At 41.3% G+C, this 17337-nt stretch carries 15 protein-coding genes; 6 read left to right on the top strand and 9 right to left on the bottom strand.

Going from position 1 to position 17337, the window contains the following annotated elements:
* Positions 1-22: 22 nt before the first annotated feature.
* The 6 genes from NBH01_RS15545 (at position 23) to NBH01_RS15520 (ending at position 8069) form a co-directional block, all read left to right on the top strand.
* Positions 23-325 carry a hypothetical protein gene (locus NBH01_RS15545; protein ID WP_008764409.1) on the top strand — a complete coding sequence of 101 codons (303 nt, stop codon included), beginning with the start codon at positions 23-25 and terminating at the stop codon, positions 323-325.
* A 473-nt stretch (positions 326-798) separates the two neighbouring features.
* Entirely contained in the window at positions 799-1164 is a 366-nt protein-coding gene (locus NBH01_RS15540; protein ID WP_008759873.1) for a BlaI/MecI/CopY family transcriptional regulator, read from the top strand.
* Positions 1165-1198: 34 nt separating this feature from the next.
* Entirely contained in the window at positions 1199-2818 is a 1620-nt protein-coding gene (locus tag NBH01_RS15535; RefSeq protein WP_074856357.1) for a M56 family metallopeptidase, read from the top strand.
* Between the two features lie 17 nt (positions 2819-2835).
* The gene (locus NBH01_RS15530) at positions 2836-4968 is read left to right on the top strand and encodes a M56 family metallopeptidase (RefSeq protein ID WP_195382121.1); all 2133 of its coding nucleotides are present in this window, start codon (positions 2836-2838) and stop codon (positions 4966-4968) included.
* A gap of 101 nt (positions 4969-5069) precedes the next feature.
* A complete protein-coding gene (locus NBH01_RS15525; protein ID WP_250700181.1) occupies positions 5070-7511 on the top strand; it encodes a M56 family metallopeptidase in 2442 nt (813 codons plus the stop codon).
* 180 nt (positions 7512-7691) lie between these two features.
* Positions 7692-8069, top strand: a complete 378-nt coding sequence (locus NBH01_RS15520; protein WP_225629635.1) for a hypothetical protein — start codon at positions 7692-7694, stop codon at positions 8067-8069.
* Here NBH01_RS15520 and miaA read toward each other — a convergent pair.
* From miaA to NBH01_RS15475, 9 genes are all read right to left on the bottom strand, one after another.
* The gene (gene miaA / locus NBH01_RS15515) at positions 8042-8968 is read right to left on the bottom strand and encodes a tRNA (adenosine(37)-N6)-dimethylallyltransferase MiaA (protein ID WP_250700180.1); all 927 of its coding nucleotides are present in this window, start codon (positions 8966-8968) and stop codon (positions 8042-8044) included. The two genes, NBH01_RS15520 and miaA, sit on opposite strands and share 28 nt — an antisense overlap.
* A 117-nt stretch (positions 8969-9085) precedes the next feature.
* Positions 9086-9640, bottom strand: a complete 555-nt coding sequence (locus tag NBH01_RS15510; protein ID WP_008759878.1) for an IS1096 element passenger TnpR family protein — start codon at positions 9638-9640, stop codon at positions 9086-9088.
* 21 nt (positions 9641-9661) lie between these two features.
* Positions 9662-10429 carry an acyl-ACP--UDP-N-acetylglucosamine O-acyltransferase gene (gene lpxA, locus NBH01_RS15505; protein ID WP_008764415.1) on the bottom strand — a complete coding sequence of 256 codons (768 nt, stop codon included), beginning with the start codon at positions 10427-10429 and terminating at the stop codon, positions 9662-9664.
* Positions 10430-10439: 10 nt separating this feature from the next.
* Positions 10440-11825: a bifunctional UDP-3-O-[3-hydroxymyristoyl] N-acetylglucosamine deacetylase/3-hydroxyacyl-ACP dehydratase gene (locus tag NBH01_RS15500; RefSeq protein WP_008759880.1), complete on the bottom strand. Its 1386-nt coding sequence runs from the start codon at positions 11823-11825 to the stop codon at positions 10440-10442.
* Positions 11826-11836: 11 nt separating this feature from the next.
* Positions 11837-12877, bottom strand: coding sequence for a UDP-3-O-(3-hydroxymyristoyl)glucosamine N-acyltransferase (lpxD, locus tag NBH01_RS15495; protein ID WP_055216796.1), 1041 nt, complete (start codon positions 12875-12877; stop codon positions 11837-11839).
* A gap of 81 nt (positions 12878-12958) precedes the next feature.
* Positions 12959-14188 (bottom strand): HD domain-containing protein, encoded by a 1230-nt coding sequence (locus tag NBH01_RS15490; RefSeq protein WP_055216798.1) that lies wholly within the window; start codon positions 14186-14188, stop codon positions 12959-12961.
* Positions 14189-14197: 9 nt separating this feature from the next.
* Positions 14198-15022, bottom strand: coding sequence for an orotidine-5'-phosphate decarboxylase (gene pyrF, locus NBH01_RS15485; RefSeq protein WP_195382124.1), 825 nt, complete (start codon positions 15020-15022; stop codon positions 14198-14200).
* A gap of 16 nt (positions 15023-15038) precedes the next feature.
* On the bottom strand, positions 15039-16151 hold the full coding sequence (gene prfA / locus NBH01_RS15480) for a peptide chain release factor 1 (RefSeq protein WP_008759884.1): 1113 nt from the start codon (positions 16149-16151) through the stop codon (positions 15039-15041).
* A 3-nt stretch (positions 16152-16154) separates the two neighbouring features.
* The gene (locus NBH01_RS15475) at positions 16155-17321 is read right to left on the bottom strand and encodes an AIR synthase related protein (protein WP_225693645.1); all 1167 of its coding nucleotides are present in this window, start codon (positions 17319-17321) and stop codon (positions 16155-16157) included.
* Positions 17322-17337: the final 16 nt, after the last annotated feature.

Below are 17337 nucleotides of genomic sequence, written 5' to 3'. Positions count from 1 at the left end.
AAGTACTTTAAATATTACCGCTATGAATTCGAAGAGAAAAGATTTGCAGTATGCTTCTGTCTTCCTGTTGGCCGTAGCATTGACATTCCTGATGGGAAAAGGTGATAACCTGTGGTTGATATCATGGGGTGACTTGATACCGAGTCTGTTTGTGCTGTTCATTGCGGGTGATTGTCTGCACAGTTCCCTGCTCCGTATTAAACGTGGCGAGGAAGCAGGAGGTTCCCGTTGGAGTACCTGCTTCGCTTTTCTGATATTCAGCATTGTTTTCATGGGCGATTTATTCTTCATCGGCCATTTTATCATTGATAAATTACTGGGATAATAAGGGAGATGTAGCCTTACTTTTCAGATAAACAACCCTATATTCTTGTGTTATCTATCGGATAAGGTCGTGTGATATAAGTTCAATTGTTATTGTGCCACTCGGGTGAACAGATCGTTTCACCCGGGTGGCACGATCTGTTCACTAGAGTGCGCAGGCCTGTGCACTCTAGTGGAACGATGAAGATGTCGGTAAGAAAACAGAGGTATGTAAGGGAGATAAGATAAGGATGTAGGTAAGAGATGCTAAGAAGATAGGTAAGCGTCTCGGCGATGTCGTCTTTTCTGAGAAGCTGGGGGGAATGGATGGATAAATAATGATGGAATCTGAGTTGAATGCCAATATATAAATAGGTATACCTTACCGCAATTGTTAAAAAAGAAGATAAACTAAAGCATTTAGTTTACTTTAACTATGAAAATTAGTTTATGAACTAAAACTTCTCGTTATTTGCAGCAAACAATGTTGTAAATATGAAAGGATTAACAGTAAAAGAAGAGGAATTGATGGGGTATTTCTGGGAGAAAGGCCCTTTGTTTGTGAAAGAAATGTTGGCTTTCTATGAGGAACCAAAGCCTCATTTCAATACGTTATCTACGATTGTTCGCGGGCTTGAAGATAAGGGATTTCTGGCTCATCATACTTTTGGGAATACTTATCAGTACTATCCCGTTGTCAGCGAAGAAGATTTTCGTAAAGGGACATTGCGGAATGTAATCAGCAAGTATTTCAATAATTCATATTTGAGCGCTGTTTCGTCTCTGGTCAAAGAGGAGGATATTTCTTTGGATGACTTGAAAAGGCTTATAAACGAGGTGGAACAAGCTCATCAGAAATAATAAAGAATAACACGATCTAATACAAAACAATACTATGCACATTTTCTTCCTCATATATATGTTGAAAACAGCGCTTTGTCTGTCTGTTTTTTATTTATTCTACCGCTTGTGGCTAAGCAAGGAGACATTTCATCGATTCAACCGGATGGTGTTGATCGGACTTATATTGGTTGCATTTGTCATTCCTTCGCTAAAAGTTTCACAGAACTTCCATTTACCACAGATTGAACAAGTGTTTGACCACCTGAATAATCCGGAAGAAGAAATAAAACAGCAACTGAATCCGCAGGAAACGGAACAAGTCACAACAAATACGGTACAGACACAATTGGAAAAAGAAAAGTCTGACTTCACAATTTTGACCCCAGTCAATTTAGAATTGTTGTATTTGGGTGGAGCATTGCTGGTATTGTTGCGTTATATATTTTCTATAGCATGTATATACCGTTTGATTCGTAACAGTGAGAAGAAGTGTTGGAAAGGAAAAATCAGATTGGTGGTCCATCAGCAAAATGTGGCACCGTTTAGTTGGAGACACTATATTGTGCTATCCCGGCAGGACTTGGAGGAGTATGGCGAAGAAATTATAGCTCATGAGTATGCGCATATCATGCACAAACATTTCCGGGACCTATTATTGGCGGAGATTTGCCTTTTGTTCCAGTGGTTTAATCCTGCAATGTGGCTGTTCAGAAAAGAATTGAAAGCCATACATGAGTTTGAAGCAGATGAATCAGTTCTGAAAACAGAGATTGATGCGAAGAAATATCAGCTTTTATTGATTCAAAAAACAGTTGGAACAAGGTTATATTCTATGGTCAATAGCTTTGATCACAGTTCACTTAAAAAACGTATTACTATGATGTTGAAGAAAAAATCAAATCCTTGGAAGTTATCAAAATACTTGATAGTATTTCCGTTGGCAGCTATTGCAGCTATTCTTTTTGCCCGTCCGAATCTTCTGAATATGAATAATCAGGAGGGAAATGCATTCATACAGGATACACTGGATGTGAGACATTTCGAAGAGATTCTGGTTTCTAAGAGTTATGCAGAATCGGACACTGTACAAATTATAGAAATCGATACTCTAAAAATGCATATCCCTGTAGGATATGCAGGATGGTCAATTTCGGAATCAAGTTCTGATGATAATGTCATCAGTTATCGGAAAGGTGTTTACCAAAAGGAAAATGGAATACTGCGTTTATCTTCGACTACTCCGTGGACAGAAAATGACTTGGCGGATTTTGTTCATCGGGTAAAAAAAGGAATGCTTAAATCATTGAATGAACTCTATGGAGTTAAAAAGCAGCAGAACGCTCATCCTGCACTTGCTCATGAAGTGAAGACCTCTCATACTGTGAAGTGCATTTATTATGTGAAGGATTTCTTTAAGATTTATTGTACGGATGGAGGGGGAACCGGGCATGATGGACAGCTTATTCTTTTGGATGGAAAAGAAATTTCTTACCAGCAGTTGAAGAGCTTATCTCCGGATGATCTCCTGCATGATGTATGGGAAATTTTGCCGGAGTCGACGAATCTGGAATCTAAGTTTGGTAGTAAAGCCAAGAAAGGCATTTGGGTGTTGGCATCTAAAAAGAATCCTTCCTATTTGGAGGAGTTTGAGAAGAAATTGGCAGAGAACTAACTGGAATTAATCTATATATGGGATTCTTTTTCGTCTATATACTAAAATCGGGGGTGTGCCTGTCATTGTTTTATTTGTTTTACAGGCTGCTGTTGAGTAAAGAAACGTTCTACCGTTTTAACCGGATTGCGTTGTTGGGCATTCTCGTGTTTTCTTTGTTGCTTCCGCTGATTGAAGTGACCAAGGCGCCGCAGAATGAAATAAATCAGGCAGTATTGACAATTGAACAACTACTTGTTATGGCAGAGAATCATCAGCAAACCCAGGTGACAGCAGTAGTGGAAGGAGATGATTTGGTAGATACGTGGAGAAGCCCAGTGCATTGGATAGAAATAGTTCTTCTATTTTATATAGCGGGCATATTTTTCCTTGTTTGCCGGAATGTCTATTCTTTATTCCGTCTTGTTCGGTTAATGAATACGGCGCAACGGAGACAGATAGATAAACATACTGTTTTGTTGGTTCATGACCGGAAAGTGGCGCCCTTCAGTTGGATGAAGTTTGTTGTGATTTCACGAACTGATTTGGAGGAGAACGGACGTGAAATACTGATTCACGAATGTGCGCATATCAGAAAGCACCATTCTTGGGACTTGCTTATAGCAGATATCTGTATATTCTTTCAGTGGTTTAATCCTGGAGCGTGGTTATTGAAACAGGAATTGCAGAATATCCATGAATACGAAGCCGACGAAGCGGTCATTAATGGGGGTATAAACGCTAGAGATTATCAGTTATTATTAATAAAAAAAGCCGTTGGCACAAGGCTCTACTCTATGGCCAACAGCTTTAATCACAGTAAACTTAAAAAACGTATCACTATGATGTTAAAAGAAAAATCAAATCCTTGGGCGCGTTTGAAATACTTATATGTACTTCCGTTGGCAGCTATTGCAGTAACCGCTTTTGCCCGTCCCGAAATCTCTGAAAAGGCTGACGAGATTTCTGCCGTCAAAGTTAATGATTTGGCTGCAATTGTAGAAGCAAAAGTGGAAGAAATCACCAAAGATGTGCTGAAAGACTCCCTGAAAGCTAAGCCCTATGTAGTGCCTGAGAAATCAAAAATGTATGGAGGACGTTGGGTTTCTAAGGATTCATCGACTGTATATTCAGCAGATTCAGTTGTAATATTCAATGATTCCGTTGCTTCCAAGCGAAGTTCGGTTGTTTTATATGGTGGCCGTTTTGAACGGATATCGGAATCAAATAAGCCTCTTATATTGGTAGATGGTAAGGAAGTATCTAAAGATACATTGTATTCGATAATGAATGATGAAGCCAACCCGAATCGAATAAAGACTGTGTCTATATTACGTAGCGATGCGGCTCTTTCTATCTATGGCGAGAAAGGAAAACATGGTGTTTATGATATTGAATTACTGCCGAATGCGGATAACCACTTTCGAATTACTAAAACTCAGGCTAAATTTAAGACTAAAACTGGATCATTTCCTAAACTGAACTCTGTCCCTGGCATTGGCGGACTTCCCATTCGTGGTGTATATGATGGTGAGGAACCACTAGTAGTGATTGACGGTAAAGAAGTTTTGGAACCTAATGCTTTGTCTAAGATTTCTCCGGATCGTATAAAAAGCTTTTCTGTCTTGAAATCAGAGGCTGCTTTGGAGGCTTATGGTGAGAAGGCGAAGAATGGAGTGATTTTGATAGACTTGCTTTCTGAGGAGGAATATGAAGACATTAAAAAGAATCCGCAACGTCCCTATAACAATGCTTGGGAGATGGCAATGAATATCCACGATAATAAAGTTGTTCCTACAGGAAAGGTATTATTCTTTATTGATGGTAAGGAAGCCTCGGAAGAAGAATTGAAAAATATTCCGGCAAATGAAGTGCGTGGAGTATCACGTATTGATAATAGCGGGGAGGGTGAAACTACGATCCGTGTTGAAACGGAAAGAAATTCGGATAAGTGGGTATTGGCTTCGGGTATTGTAATGGATAAGGAAGGAAAGCCTATGGAAGGAGTCACTATTACTATGTATGGAACTTCATCGTCTACAAAGACTGATGCAACTGGACACTTTGAGCTGAAAACTCCTAAAGACGCCTCTCTCCAGATTTCTCGGGGTGAGAAGGTGCTTTTCAGGACAAAAGCTGCAAAAGATATAAAAATCGTATTGGATAAATAACTTAGGAATCAATATACTTAATAAAATGGTCATTCAGCGTCCTTATTATTTATACTAATCCGGGTTAAAACTATATTTGTCTCCTTTAAATATCAATGACTATGGGAATCTTTCTTATCTATATTTTGAAATCGGCGGTTTGTCTGTCTTTATTTTATCTGTTTTACAGATTGTTGTTAAGTAAGGAAACATTCCATCGGTTCAATAGGATAGCCTTATTAGGGATATTATTTTTATCCCTGCTGATTCCCTTTATAGAGGTGACTACTGCTCATCAGACCGAATTGAGTCAGACCGTACTGACAGTTGAGCAACTATTGATGATGGCGGAAGCTATGGATCCCGCGGAGGTGACGGTTGCACAGCCGGAGGAACTTTCCATTTCCTGGGTACAAGTTCTGTTGCTGTTTTATCTAGTTGGTATTATATTCTTTGCATGCCGTAATCTTTACTCTTTATCCCGTTTACTATTACTGATTAAATCGGGTAAACAAGAAAGGCTTGAAGGAGGAGTCAGATTGATTGTTCTGGAACGGGAGGTCGCTCCTTTCAGTTGGATGAGATATATCGTTATTTCCCGGAAAGATTTGGAAGAGGATGGACGCGAGATTCTGATTCATGAAATGGCACATATTCAGAATCGTCATTCCATCGATTTGTTGGTAGCTGATATCTGTATCTTTTTTCAATGGTTCAACCCAGGCATATGGCTGCTGAAACAGGAATTACAGAATATTCATGAATATGAAGCCGATGAAACAGTTATTAATGAAGGTATTGATGCAAAAGATTATCAGTTATTATTAATAAAAAAAGCCGTTGGCACAAGGCTCTACTCTATGGCCAACAGCTTTAATCACAGTAAACTTAAAAAACGTATCACTATGATGTTAAAAGAAAAATCGAATCCTTGGGCACGTTTGAAGTACTTGTATGTACTTCCGTTGGCAGCTATTGGAGTAACCGCTTTTGCCCGTCCCGATATCTCTGAAAGAGTTGAAGAGATTTCTGCCGTCAAAGTTAATGATTTGGCTGCAATTGTAGAAGCAAAAGTGGAAGAAATCACCAAAGATGTGTCGAATATTACTTTTGGAGATTCACTGAAAAAGTTGGTAGTCACGGGTGATTCAATATTGAAGGAGAAGGGAACAATATCTATTTATGGAGAAAAAGGAAAGAATGGGGGGGTGGCTACTAAACTACTGCCGGATGAAGATAATCATTTTAAAATAACCAAAACTCAAGCAAAAATAAAGCCGGGAATGAATACATCTGTAGATAAATCGAAACTTATGGGTACCCATATTGGGGGGATATCTACGGTGGATTTGCGAGATAAAGATGTATTGGTGATCATTGATGGTAAAGAATCTTCTCGTACTGTGGTAGATGCTTTAGATCCAAGTAGTATTGAAAGTATTTCTATATTAGATGGAAAAGAGGCTACAGATATTTATGGAGATAAAGCGAAAAACGGGGCTATGGTTATTCAGTTACATTCAACCGCAGAACAAATATTGCAGAATAAGTACAAGATTGATGCTATTTCAAAAACGAGATTAGATGCTCTCAATCGTGGAAGTAAGAATTGGGGTGTAACGTTTCATTCAGTAAGTGGTAAGAAGCCGTTAGTTTATATAGATGGCAAAGAAGCCGTTGGCGAAGAAGCTTTATCCAGTGTCTCTCCGGAACGTATTAAAAGTATATCTGTAATGAAAGACAAAGCAGCTGTAGAGGTTTATGGAGAGAGGGGGAAAGATGGAGTAGTTTTAGTTGATTTGTTGACGGAAGAAGAATATCAGAATAAACAAAAATTTCCAAAACCTGCAAAGGTAAGGACTGAGAGCGAATCACCTAAAAAATCACACTTTTATATGGGGGGATCTCATGATGAGGAATGGCATGTTGCTCAAGCTAAAAAAAAGCCTTTGGTTATTATTGACGGTAAAGAAGCATTGGAAGAAGATGCTATTTCCAAACTTGCTCCTGATCGTATTAAAAACTTTACTATATTGAAAGATAAATCAGCTACGGATATTTATGGGGAAAGAGGGAAAAATGGAGTGCTGATTATCACTTTGTTTACAGATGCGGAATATGAGTTTAATAAAGCTAATCCGAAAAAGCCTTATGCAGATGCTTTGGAATTGGCAGAAAGCATGGCAAAAGATGTAGAAGGAGAAATTATTTATTGTATAGACGATGAAAAGATTAAGAAGTCTAAATTGAAAGGTATGTCTACCAAAAATATAAGATCGGTGTCTGTAAATGAAATGGATGGAACAAAGATTGTAAGATTGGAAACCGATAAATATCGTTCTGATTGGATTTCTGTAACTGGAGTTGTGACTGATGAAGAAGGAAAAACGATTGCGGCTACTGTGTTAGTAAAAGGAACAAATGATTATACTGTAGCTGACGCAGATGGTCGTTTTAATTTGAAAGCGCCTAAAAATGGGATACTTCGGATTGCTGATGTCAATAAGTCTGTTGCTGAAGTGAAAGTAAAACCTATGCTTAAAGTAGTTTTGAAAGATAAATGAGAGGATACATTATTTGATTAAAAATGAGCAGTTATATCCTGTTGAAATAAAAATATGGAATAAAAGCGATATACACTATTATTAACTATTTGTTGAACTTAAAATTTTATTATTATGAAAAAACAATTTTGTAAGATTTTACTAGCTGTTTCATTTCTTTTTCTTGTACCTGCACTTTGTATGAGTCAAAACTTAAAAGGAATCTGGAAACTTGTTCAGAGTGAAGGCTCTTCGCAAGTGGTCAGATATAAGGTACTTGATAAAGATGGCAATTATTTCAATGTGGATGCGTATATCAAAGATGCTGTAGACGTGAGTTCAGGCAGCCGCAGTTCGGACGATGTATTTTGCCCGTACAAAATTACCCGTTCGGGGGAGTACAGCATCATTGCAAAAGGCCTTTACTGCGAGAAACTGCGTAATGAACATGGCAGATCGGCAAATGCTATCGTTCCTATATCTTACCGGATTGACGGAAAGAAAATGACGCTTCTGTTCCGGTTGGGCAATAATGTCTATCGGGAAGTTTATCAGAAGGTATCCAAACTGGGTAAATGAGTCAGATTTTGTAGACGGAGGTACTTAAGTATCTCCGTTTCTTGTTCCGGATGGAACCAGCGTATTTCTTCATCCCTTTTGAACCATGTCATCTGTTTGCGTGAATAAATGCGTGAATTTTGCTTGATCTTTTCGATAGCGAAAGGGAGTTCCCATTCTCCGTCCAGATATTTGAACAGTTCTTTGTAACCTACGGTATTAAGAGAGTTTAGATGCCGGTAGGAGAGTACGGAACGTACTTCGTCCAGTAATCCTTCCTCCATCATTTGGTCTACACGACGATTAATGCGGTCATACAGTTCTTCTCTGTCACGGGTTAATCCGATCTTAAGAATGCGGAAAGGGCGTTCCTTTTTCTGTTGGGTGCGGAAAGATGTATATGTCTTTCCGGTCATGTAACAGATTTCCAATGCATGAATCACCCGTTTTGGGTTTTTCAGGTCTACGATGCGATAGTAGTCCGGATCTAATAAACGGAGCTCTGCACAAAGTTGCTCCAATCCTTCTTCCTCATACTTTTGCAGCATCACCTGACGTGTTTCAGCATCAACGGTAGGGATGTCGTCAATCCCCTTGCAGATGGCATCTACATACATCATTGATCCACCAGTAAGTACTACTACCTCATGTTCTGTGAATAATTGATGGAGGATTTCCATCGCTTCCTGCTCATATTGAGCGGCGCTGTAATAATCGGTAAGATGAAGAGTGCCTACCAGATAGTGAGGCACACGTTTTAATTGATCCGGGGTAGGAGCCGCCGTTCCTATTTTTAATTCAGCATAAAGTTGTCTCGAATCAGCGGAGACAATGCTGGTGTGAAAGTTCTCCGCCAGTCGCAGGCTTAATTCTGTTTTTCCTACTCCTGTAGGTCCGATTAAAACAATGAGAGTGGGCATGGATTTTAAAGTATTAAGTATTAGGTGTTAAGTATTAAAGTGTCGGGGATAAAAATATTAGGTATTAACTGCTTGTCACTGCATAGCAATTAATACCTAATACTTGATACTTAATACTTAAAACTTCTCTTCTTCATAAGAGCCACCCGCGTTACCACCTATGTCGAAGCCTTCCTGATCAAAATCTTCCATATCAAAGTCCTGATCACCATAGAAATTTTCGTCCAGGTCGAGTGAACCGCTTGCAGCAGCCATTTCTTCAAAATCTACAGTTTGTGGCGGAGCATCACCCGATTTCTTGGTACATTTGGCACCATTCATATCTTTTCCGGTGATGATTTCAGACAATTCGATGAAGAAGCAACGCTCTGTCATGTAGTCGAATACATACAACAATTTTTGCTTTTCATCTTCTACCAGTTCGCTGATAGTAGTCTCTTTCATTACCCAACTATCCATTTCCGGATTGTCGTCCATTTCTTCCAAAGTGACTTCTTTTTCTTTTTCCCAATCATCATCACAGATAAAGAAGGAGGTCATCTGGTCGTTTGTGTACCCTACTGATTTCAGTATTGCTTCATGGAAGTCAAGAAATGTAGCTTCCGGATCAATTTGTATTTCTCTGACAAAATCGTCAACTTCATCAGATATGATAGTAAATCTGTATATCATAATATGACTATTTTGAACTGTTTATTTAATAATACCACGTTCTGAATTACGGATGAAATTGATGATGTAGTCAATCTCCGGACTCTTCTCAACTTCATCTTCAATTTTCTTCAATGCATCTGTCGTATTCAAGCCGCTTTGGTAAATGATACGGTAAGCGTTATGAATACTTTCGATCACTTCATTGGCAAAACCACGGCGACGAAGGCCGATAATGTTGATACCGCTGAAAGCTATGGGCTCACGTCCTGCAATGATATAAGGAGGGATATCTTTACTGAAGCGGCATCCGCCCTGAATCATTACATGGCTGCCTACATGGCAGAACTGATGCATCAATACATTGGCACTGATAATAGCATTGTCGTCAATAACGATTTCACCTGCCATCTTGGTAGAGTTGCCGATGATACATCCGTTACCGATCAGTGCATCGTGTGCTACATGCACCCCTTCCATTAATAAGTTGTTGCTTCCTACAATGGTACGCCCTTTAGCTGCCGTACCACGGTTGACTGTAACATTCTCACGAATCAGATTATTGTCTCCGATCTCAGCAGTTGATTCTTCTCCACGAAACTTGAGGTCCTGTGGAACTGCTCCGATAACAGCACCCGGAAAGATCGTATTTCCATTACCAATGCGTGAACCATACAAGATGTTCACATTAGCCATAATCTTGTTGTTATCGCCAATAACTACGTTTTTATCAATAAATACAAAAGGCGCAATTTCTACATTTTCTCCGATTTTAGCTTCGGGATGAATATACGCTAGAGGACTTACCATGTTTTTGGTTTTATTTATTTTTTACTATTTGTGCCATGAATTCTGCTTCGCAAACGACTTTTTCGCCAACGAATGCATAACCTTTCATTGTGGAGATGCCACGACGGATCGGGGCTAATAATTCTACACGGAAAAGCAGTGTATCTCCCGGTACTACTTTCTGGCGGAACTTTACGCCATCTATCTTCATGAAATAGGTAGAATAACGTTCCGGTTCGTCAACAGAATTAAGAACGAGCAAACCGCCTACCTGAGCCATTGCTTCTATTTGAAGTACGCCCGGCATCACTGGTTCCTGTGGGAAATGTCCCTGGAAGAAAGGTTCGTTTGCTGTGATATTTTTGATACCTACGATATAGCTGGCACCCATCTCAATTACCTTGTCTACCAATTGGAAAGGATAACGGTGTGGTAATAGCTCACGGATACGATTTACGTCCATCACCGGTTCGCGGTTACAGTCGTATGTCGGTGCCTGTATTTCATGCAGGCGAATTTCTTTCCGCATCTGACGCGCAAACTTATTGTTGATGGTGTGACCGGGGCGGGTAGCAATGATGCGACCTTTAATCGGTTTACCAATCAATGCAAGATCACCGATAACGTCCAGCAGTTTGTGACGGGCACACTCATTCGGCCAAACCAGTGGTTTGTGATTGATGTACCCCAACTGATCCGCATCCATGTGAGGAACACCCATTACATCAGCCAGTTTGTCATAGCTTTCCTGTGACATTTTGCGTTCGTAAATAACGATTGCGTTGTCGAGGTCACCACCTTTGATGAGGCCGGCGGAGAGAAGCGGCTCTATTTCACGAACAAAGACGAAAGTACGGCTGGCAGCCACTTCGTCTTTGAAATTGTGCATATCTTCAAGTGTTGCAAACTGATTCGGGATAATGGTTGAATCGTAGGAAACGAGTACATTCAGACTAAAATTCTCGTCCGGTAGCACGATGATAGAAGAACCAGTTGATTCGTCCCGGAATTCAATTTTAGATTTGATGATATAAAAATCCTTGACAGCACTTTGTTCTTCTGTTCCTACACGTTCTATTTCTTGTACATAATATTGTGCACTACCGTCCAAAATCGGAAATTCCGGACCATTAACCTGGATAAGGCAGTTATCAATGCCCAATGCATAAAGGGCTGCCATACCATGCTCTACGGTACTTACTTTGACTCCATTCTTTGACAATACTGTGCCACGGGTTGTTTCCGTCACATTGTCGGCTACTGCATCGATAGTTGGTTGTCCTTCCAGGTCAATACGCTGGATTTTATATCCATGATTGTCCGGGGCAGGATTAAAAGTTACAGTGAGATCAAGTCCAGTGTGAAGACCTTTCCCGCTCAGTGAAAAGCTATCTTTCAGCGTTTTTTGTTTCAGCATTGGTTACTTATTTACTTATTTAATAGTTGTTTTAATTCTTCTACTTCTTTACGCAGATTGCGTATTTCTTTTTGCATATCCGGCAAATTCTTAGTCACAACAGCAGCCTTGAAGTAAGCTTTCGGTTCCATAGGAGGAGTCCCGATCAGTACGCTGTCTGCTTTGATGCTGCTTGGTATACCTGATTGTGCTCCCAGATTTACCCGGTCGCCGATTGTGATATGTCCGGCAATACCTACCTGACCGCCAAACATACACCATTCTCCGATTTTGGCAGAGCCTGCTATGCCGACTTGAGCCGCCATAACTGTGTGTGAGCCAATTTCATCGTTGTGCGCAATCTGCACAAGATTATCTATTTTAGCGCCACTATGTATGATGGTAGCTCCCATTGTAGCACGGTCTACACAGGTATTGGCACCTATATCTACTTTGTCTTCCAAGATCACAATTCCGATTTGTGGAATCTTATCGTATCCGTTCGGAGTGGGAGCAAAACCGAATCCATCGGCTCCGATCACTGCACCTGAGTGAAGGATACATTCATTACCGACACGGCAGTCATGATAAACATTTACATTTGAGTAAAGAAGACAACCGTTGCCTATCTTCACACCGTCTCCAACGAAAGTATGCGGGTAAATTTGAGTATTATCTCCGATAACGGCGTTTTCGCCGATATAGGCAAAGGCACCGATGTATACGTTCTCGCCAATTTTGGCGCTGGGGGCAATATAAGCCAGTGAATCGATACCTTGCTTCTTTGGTTTACTCATTTCATAGAGGTTAAGCAGCTTCGCCAGGCTTTCATAAGCATTGTCTACTTTTATCAGAGTAGCTTGAATCTCATGTTCAGGGACAAAATCTTTATTAACTAATACAATGCTTGATTGTGTCTCGTAGATATAAGGCGTATATTTAGGGTTCGACAGGAAAGAAATAGCTCCGGGCATTCCCTCTTCTATTTTAGCGAATGTGTGTACCGTTGCGTTTTCATCTCCAATGATTTCCCCTTGGATAAATGCTGCAATTTGCTTAGCCGAGAACTCCATGTCTTTATTTTAAATTAAATTAGTTCACAAATAACGGATTTTTTTTTCAGATTTCCGTGTTATTGAATGAATATTTTATACTTATCTATGCAATCGCTGGTAGCAGAGATAGTATTTCTTTACCTTTTTGGACAATAATGAGATGTTCAGCATGTCCGATGCTTCGGCAATATTTTTGATAGTGCCGTCTTTGTAGATAATATCAATACTGTCATCTGCCGGGTCGTACATATTCTTTTCGATGCTGGGGGTAGAGACAAAATAGTTCGCTTCGGAAAGGGTTATGCCTAGTTGCTGGCTGATTTGCAAAGTTAACTCTTTTATTCTGTCCTCACCAATAGGTTCGGCAGAATTTTCCACTTTAAAGATATTTCGGTTAATCATGCCCAGACTAAGTGTGGAAAGAACTTTATCCGGATGGTTGCTCCATACTTTCAAGGCAGTCCAGATATCATTGTCATCCAATTGGATGAAATTTTCCAGACAATCGGGATTGTTATGGAACTCCGTATGATTAATGTCATTATATAGAAAGAAATGTAAGGCCGGCGAAGCAAACAGTTCTACTCCCTGTGATGCCAGTTCTTTGGCACGAAGCAACGTGCTGATAAGCATTCGTTCATAGGCTACCGATGTCTTGTGCAGATATACCTGCCAATACATCAGGCGACGTGCTGTCAGGAAATTTTCGATAGAGTAGATACCTTTGGATTCAATTACGAGACGGTCGTCGGCCACATCAAGCATCTTGATGATGCGGGCAGAACCGATATTCCCTTCTGTAACACCGGTATAGAAACTGTCACGACGAAGATAATCGAGGCGGTCCATATCCAACTGACCACTGACGAGCTGATGCAGGAATCGTTTCGGATATTCGTCCTTAAAGATCTGTATGGCAAGACTAAGTTGCCCGTTCATCTCTTTATTCATTCGTTCCATCAGCATAAGGGAGATTTCTTCGTGAGAAACTCCTTGTACAATCGTATCTTCAAGCACATGCGAAAAAGGACCATGTCCGATGTCATGCAGTAAGATAGCCGCTTGTACGGCTTCAGCTTCGCTGTCAAATATAAAGTTACCTTTGGAGGTCAGTTGGGTGATAGCTTCGCTCATTAGGTAGAACGCACCTAGTGAGTGCTGGAAACGGGTATGTTGCGCGCCGGGGTATACTACTGACGAGAGTCCTACTTGCTTGATGCGGGTAAGACGCTGCAAAAGGGGATGCTGTACAATATCGTACAGTAACCCCTTTGGGATATTAATGAATCCGAATACCGGATCGTTGATTATCTTTCTTTCGTAAGGCATTCCTTCTCTTTAAAGAATCGCTTTCAGTTGCTCTGCCATTTGCGCCTGTACTTCTTGGGCGGCAAGCCTTGCAGCTTCGGCAAACTTTTCTGTTTTATCGACGTAGATGATTCCACGGGAAGAGTTAACAATTAAGCCACAGGTACTGTTCATTCCATATTTGCAAACTTCTTCGAGCGAACCGCCTTGCGCTCCGACACCGGGAACGAGCAGGAAGTGGTTGGGAGCAATCTTACGAATATCTTCAAAAGCACGTCCTTGAGTAGCGCCGACTACGTACATCATACGTTCGTCATTTGCCCATTCCTGTGATTTGCGTAGTACTTTTTCGAAGAGACGTTCGCCGTTTGCATCTTCTGTCAACTGGAAGTCGTGGGAACCTTTATTGGAAGTCAGTGCCAGCAAAATCACCCATTTGCCTTCGTAAGTAAGGAATGGAGTTACGCTGTCTTCACCCATATAAGGAGCTACAGTGACGGAATCTATATCCAGTTCTTCGAAGAAAGTACGGGCATACATGGCAGAAGTGTTTCCGATGTCGCCACGTTTGGCGTCGGCAATAATAAACTGGTCGGGATAGTTTTCCTTGATGTATTTTACTGTTTTCTCAAATGCGATCCAGCCCTTCACGCCCATACTTTCGTAAAAAGCGAGATTCGGTTTGTAAGCGATACACAGATCGGCTGTTGCGTCGATAATCGCTTTGTTGAATGCGAAGATCGGATCTTCTTCTTTCAACAGGTGCTCGGGAATCTTCTTGATGTCAGTATCAAGTCCTACGCAAAGGAATGATTTCTTGCGTTTTATGTTTTCAAATAGCTGTTGTTTATTCATGTCTATACTATAATTTTTAGAGTTCACTTTCTTTCAGGCGTTCCGCATTTTCTGCCACGATCAGGTGATCGATACAATCTTGAATATCTCCGTCCATAAAAGCGGCAAGATTATAGATGGTATAGTTGATACGATGATCGGTGATACGTCCTTGAGGGTAGTTGTATGTCCGGATTTTAGCCGAGCGGTCGCCGGTAGATACCATTGTCTTACGTTTGGAAGCAATGTCGTCTATGTACTTCTGATGTTCCTTGTCGTAGATAAAGGTACGGAGTCGTGCCAAGGCGCGTTCCTTGTTCTTCGGTTGGTCACGGGTTTCTGTACATTCAATCAGGATTTCTTCTGCAACGCCTGTATTCGGGTTCTTCCAGATATAACGCAAGCGTACACCGGATTCTACCTTATTAACGTTCTGTCCGCCTGCACCGCCACTTCGGAAGGTATCCCATTTGATTTCTCCTTCATTGATGACTACGTCAAATTCTTCGGCTTCGGGGAGTACGGCCACCGAAGCGGCGGAAGTATGCACACGTCCTTGTGTCTCTGTGGCAGGAACACGTTGTACGCGGTGTACACCCGATTCATATTTCAATATTCCGTAGACGTTATCTCCTGTGACGCTGCAAACAATTTCTTTGTATCCTCCGGCTGTTCCTTCATTTGCATTGGATACTTCCATTTTCCAGCCTTTGGTTTCACAGAACTTGGCATACATACGGAAAAGGTCGCCGGCAAAGATTGCGGCTTCGTCTCCTCCTGCACCACCACGGATTTCGAGGATGGCGTTCTTGCTGTCTTGCGGATCGGCAGGAACAAGCATCAGTTTGATTTCTTCTTCTAATGCCGGAAGACGTTCCTGACTGTTGTCCATCTCCTCTTTTGCCATTTCACGCATGTCGGCGTCCGACTCATTTGAAAGGATGTTTTTGGCTTCTTCGATATTGCCCAGCAGTTGGATATATTCTTTGCGGGCTTTCATCAAGTCATCCAGATCCTTGTATTCTTTGGTCAGTTTGACATAACGTTTCTGGTCGGCAATTACTGCCGGGTCGGTGATGAGGGTAGATATTTCTTCAAAACGGGCTACAAGTCCGTCTAGTTTTTCTAATATGGTACTGTTATCTGCCATTCTTTAGTATCTGAATTCTCCGAACTCGCTTTTAATGATTAATTCAGTCTGGTCACACGCTTCGATACGTCCTACTATCTGTGCAGGAATGCCGAATGATTCGGAAATAGCGATCACTTCTTCTGCATATTCCGGTGACAGGTAAACTTCAAGACGGTGTCCCATATTGAATACCTTGTACATTTCCGCCCAGTCTGTACCGCTTTGTTCCTGAATAGTCTTGAACAGAGGAGGAACAGGGAAAAGATTGTCTTTTACTACACGGACATTTTCTACGAAATGCAGCACTTTGGTTTGCGCACCACCGGAGCAATGAACCATACCGTGGATTTCCGGACGTAAGGCGTCAAGCAGTTTTTTCACTACCGGAGCATAGGTGCGGGTAGGAGAGAGTACCAGTTTGCCTGCGTCAATTGGAGAATCTTCTACAGTATCTGTCAGTTTTAATCCTCCGGAGTAAACCAGTTCTTCAGGTACGGCGGCATCATAGCTTTCCGGATATTTTTCTGCGAGGTATTCGCCGAAAACATCGTGGCGGGCACTTGTCAGACCGTTGCTGCCCATGCCTCCGTTATATTCTTTTTCATAGGTAGCCTGTCCGTAAGAGGCAAGGCCTACAATGACATCTCCCGGACGGATATTGGCATTGTTAATAACGTCCGAGCGTTTCATGCGGCAGGTTACGGTAGAGTCTACGATAATAGTACGAACCAAGTCGCCGACATCAGCAGTCTCGCCACCGGTTGCATATACGCCTACACCCATTTCACGGAGTTCGGCCAGCAATTCGTCTGTTCCGTTGATGATAGCAGAGATTACTTCGCCGGGAATCAACAGTTTATTGCGTCCGATAGTTGAAGAAACGAGGATATTGTCTACAGCGCCTACACAAAGAAGGTCGTCGATATTCATAATCAATGCGTCCTGTGCAATACCTTTCCACACAGACAAATCGCCTGTTTCTTTCCAGTACATATAAGCAAGGGAAGATTTGGTTCCGGCGCCGTCGGCGTGCATGATGTTGCAATATTCCGGGTCCCCACCCAGTATATCGGGAATAATTTTGCAGAATGCTTTCGGGAAAATTCCTTTGTCGATGTTCTTGATGGCGTTGTGCACATCTTCTTTTGATGCGCTTACGCCCCGCATCATGTATCGTTGATTACTCATGAGTTAAAGAATTATT

This window comes from Bacteroides sp. B1-V-101 (assembly GCF_023656585.1).
Classification (GTDB): domain Bacteria; phylum Bacteroidota; class Bacteroidia; order Bacteroidales; family Bacteroidaceae; genus Bacteroides; species Bacteroides thetaiotaomicron.
This window is presented reverse-complemented; position numbering and strand designations above follow the sequence as displayed.

What these genes read in the sequence shown, in the direction of transcription:
- NBH01_RS15545 (WP_008764409.1), top strand. Translation starts at nt 23, where the DNA reads ATGAATTCGAAGAGAAAAGATTTGCAGTATGCTTCTGTCTTCCTGTTG.
- NBH01_RS15520 (WP_225629635.1), top strand. Translation starts at nt 7,692, where the DNA reads ATGAGTCAAAACTTAAAAGGAATCTGGAAACTTGTTCAGAGTGAAGGC.
- NBH01_RS15525 (WP_250700181.1), top strand. Translation starts at nt 5,070, where the DNA reads ATGGGAATCTTTCTTATCTATATTTTGAAATCGGCGGTTTGTCTGTCT.
- NBH01_RS15475 (WP_225693645.1), bottom strand. Translation starts at nt 17,321, where the DNA reads ATGAGTAATCAACGATACATGATGCGGGGCGTAAGCGCATCAAAAGAA.
- NBH01_RS15490 (WP_055216798.1), bottom strand. Translation starts at nt 14,188, where the DNA reads ATGCCTTACGAAAGAAAGATAATCAACGATCCGGTATTCGGATTCATT.
- lpxA (WP_008764415.1), bottom strand. Translation starts at nt 10,429, where the DNA reads ATGGTAAGTCCTCTAGCGTATATTCATCCCGAAGCTAAAATCGGAGAA.
- NBH01_RS15540 (WP_008759873.1), top strand. Translation starts at nt 799, where the DNA reads ATGAAAGGATTAACAGTAAAAGAAGAGGAATTGATGGGGTATTTCTGG.
- NBH01_RS15535 (WP_074856357.1), top strand. Translation starts at nt 1,199, where the DNA reads ATGCACATTTTCTTCCTCATATATATGTTGAAAACAGCGCTTTGTCTG.
- prfA (WP_008759884.1), bottom strand. Translation starts at nt 16,151, where the DNA reads ATGGCAGATAACAGTACCATATTAGAAAAACTAGACGGACTTGTAGCC.
- NBH01_RS15530 (WP_195382121.1), top strand. Translation starts at nt 2,836, where the DNA reads ATGGGATTCTTTTTCGTCTATATACTAAAATCGGGGGTGTGCCTGTCA.
- miaA (WP_250700180.1), bottom strand. Translation starts at nt 8,968, where the DNA reads ATGCCCACTCTCATTGTTTTAATCGGACCTACAGGAGTAGGAAAAACA.
- pyrF (WP_195382124.1), bottom strand. Translation starts at nt 15,022, where the DNA reads ATGAATAAACAACAGCTATTTGAAAACATAAAACGCAAGAAATCATTC.
- lpxD (WP_055216796.1), bottom strand. Translation starts at nt 12,877, where the DNA reads ATGGAGTTCTCGGCTAAGCAAATTGCAGCATTTATCCAAGGGGAAATC.
- NBH01_RS15510 (WP_008759878.1), bottom strand. Translation starts at nt 9,640, where the DNA reads ATGATATACAGATTTACTATCATATCTGATGAAGTTGACGATTTTGTC.
- NBH01_RS15500 (WP_008759880.1), bottom strand. Translation starts at nt 11,825, where the DNA reads ATGCTGAAACAAAAAACGCTGAAAGATAGCTTTTCACTGAGCGGGAAA.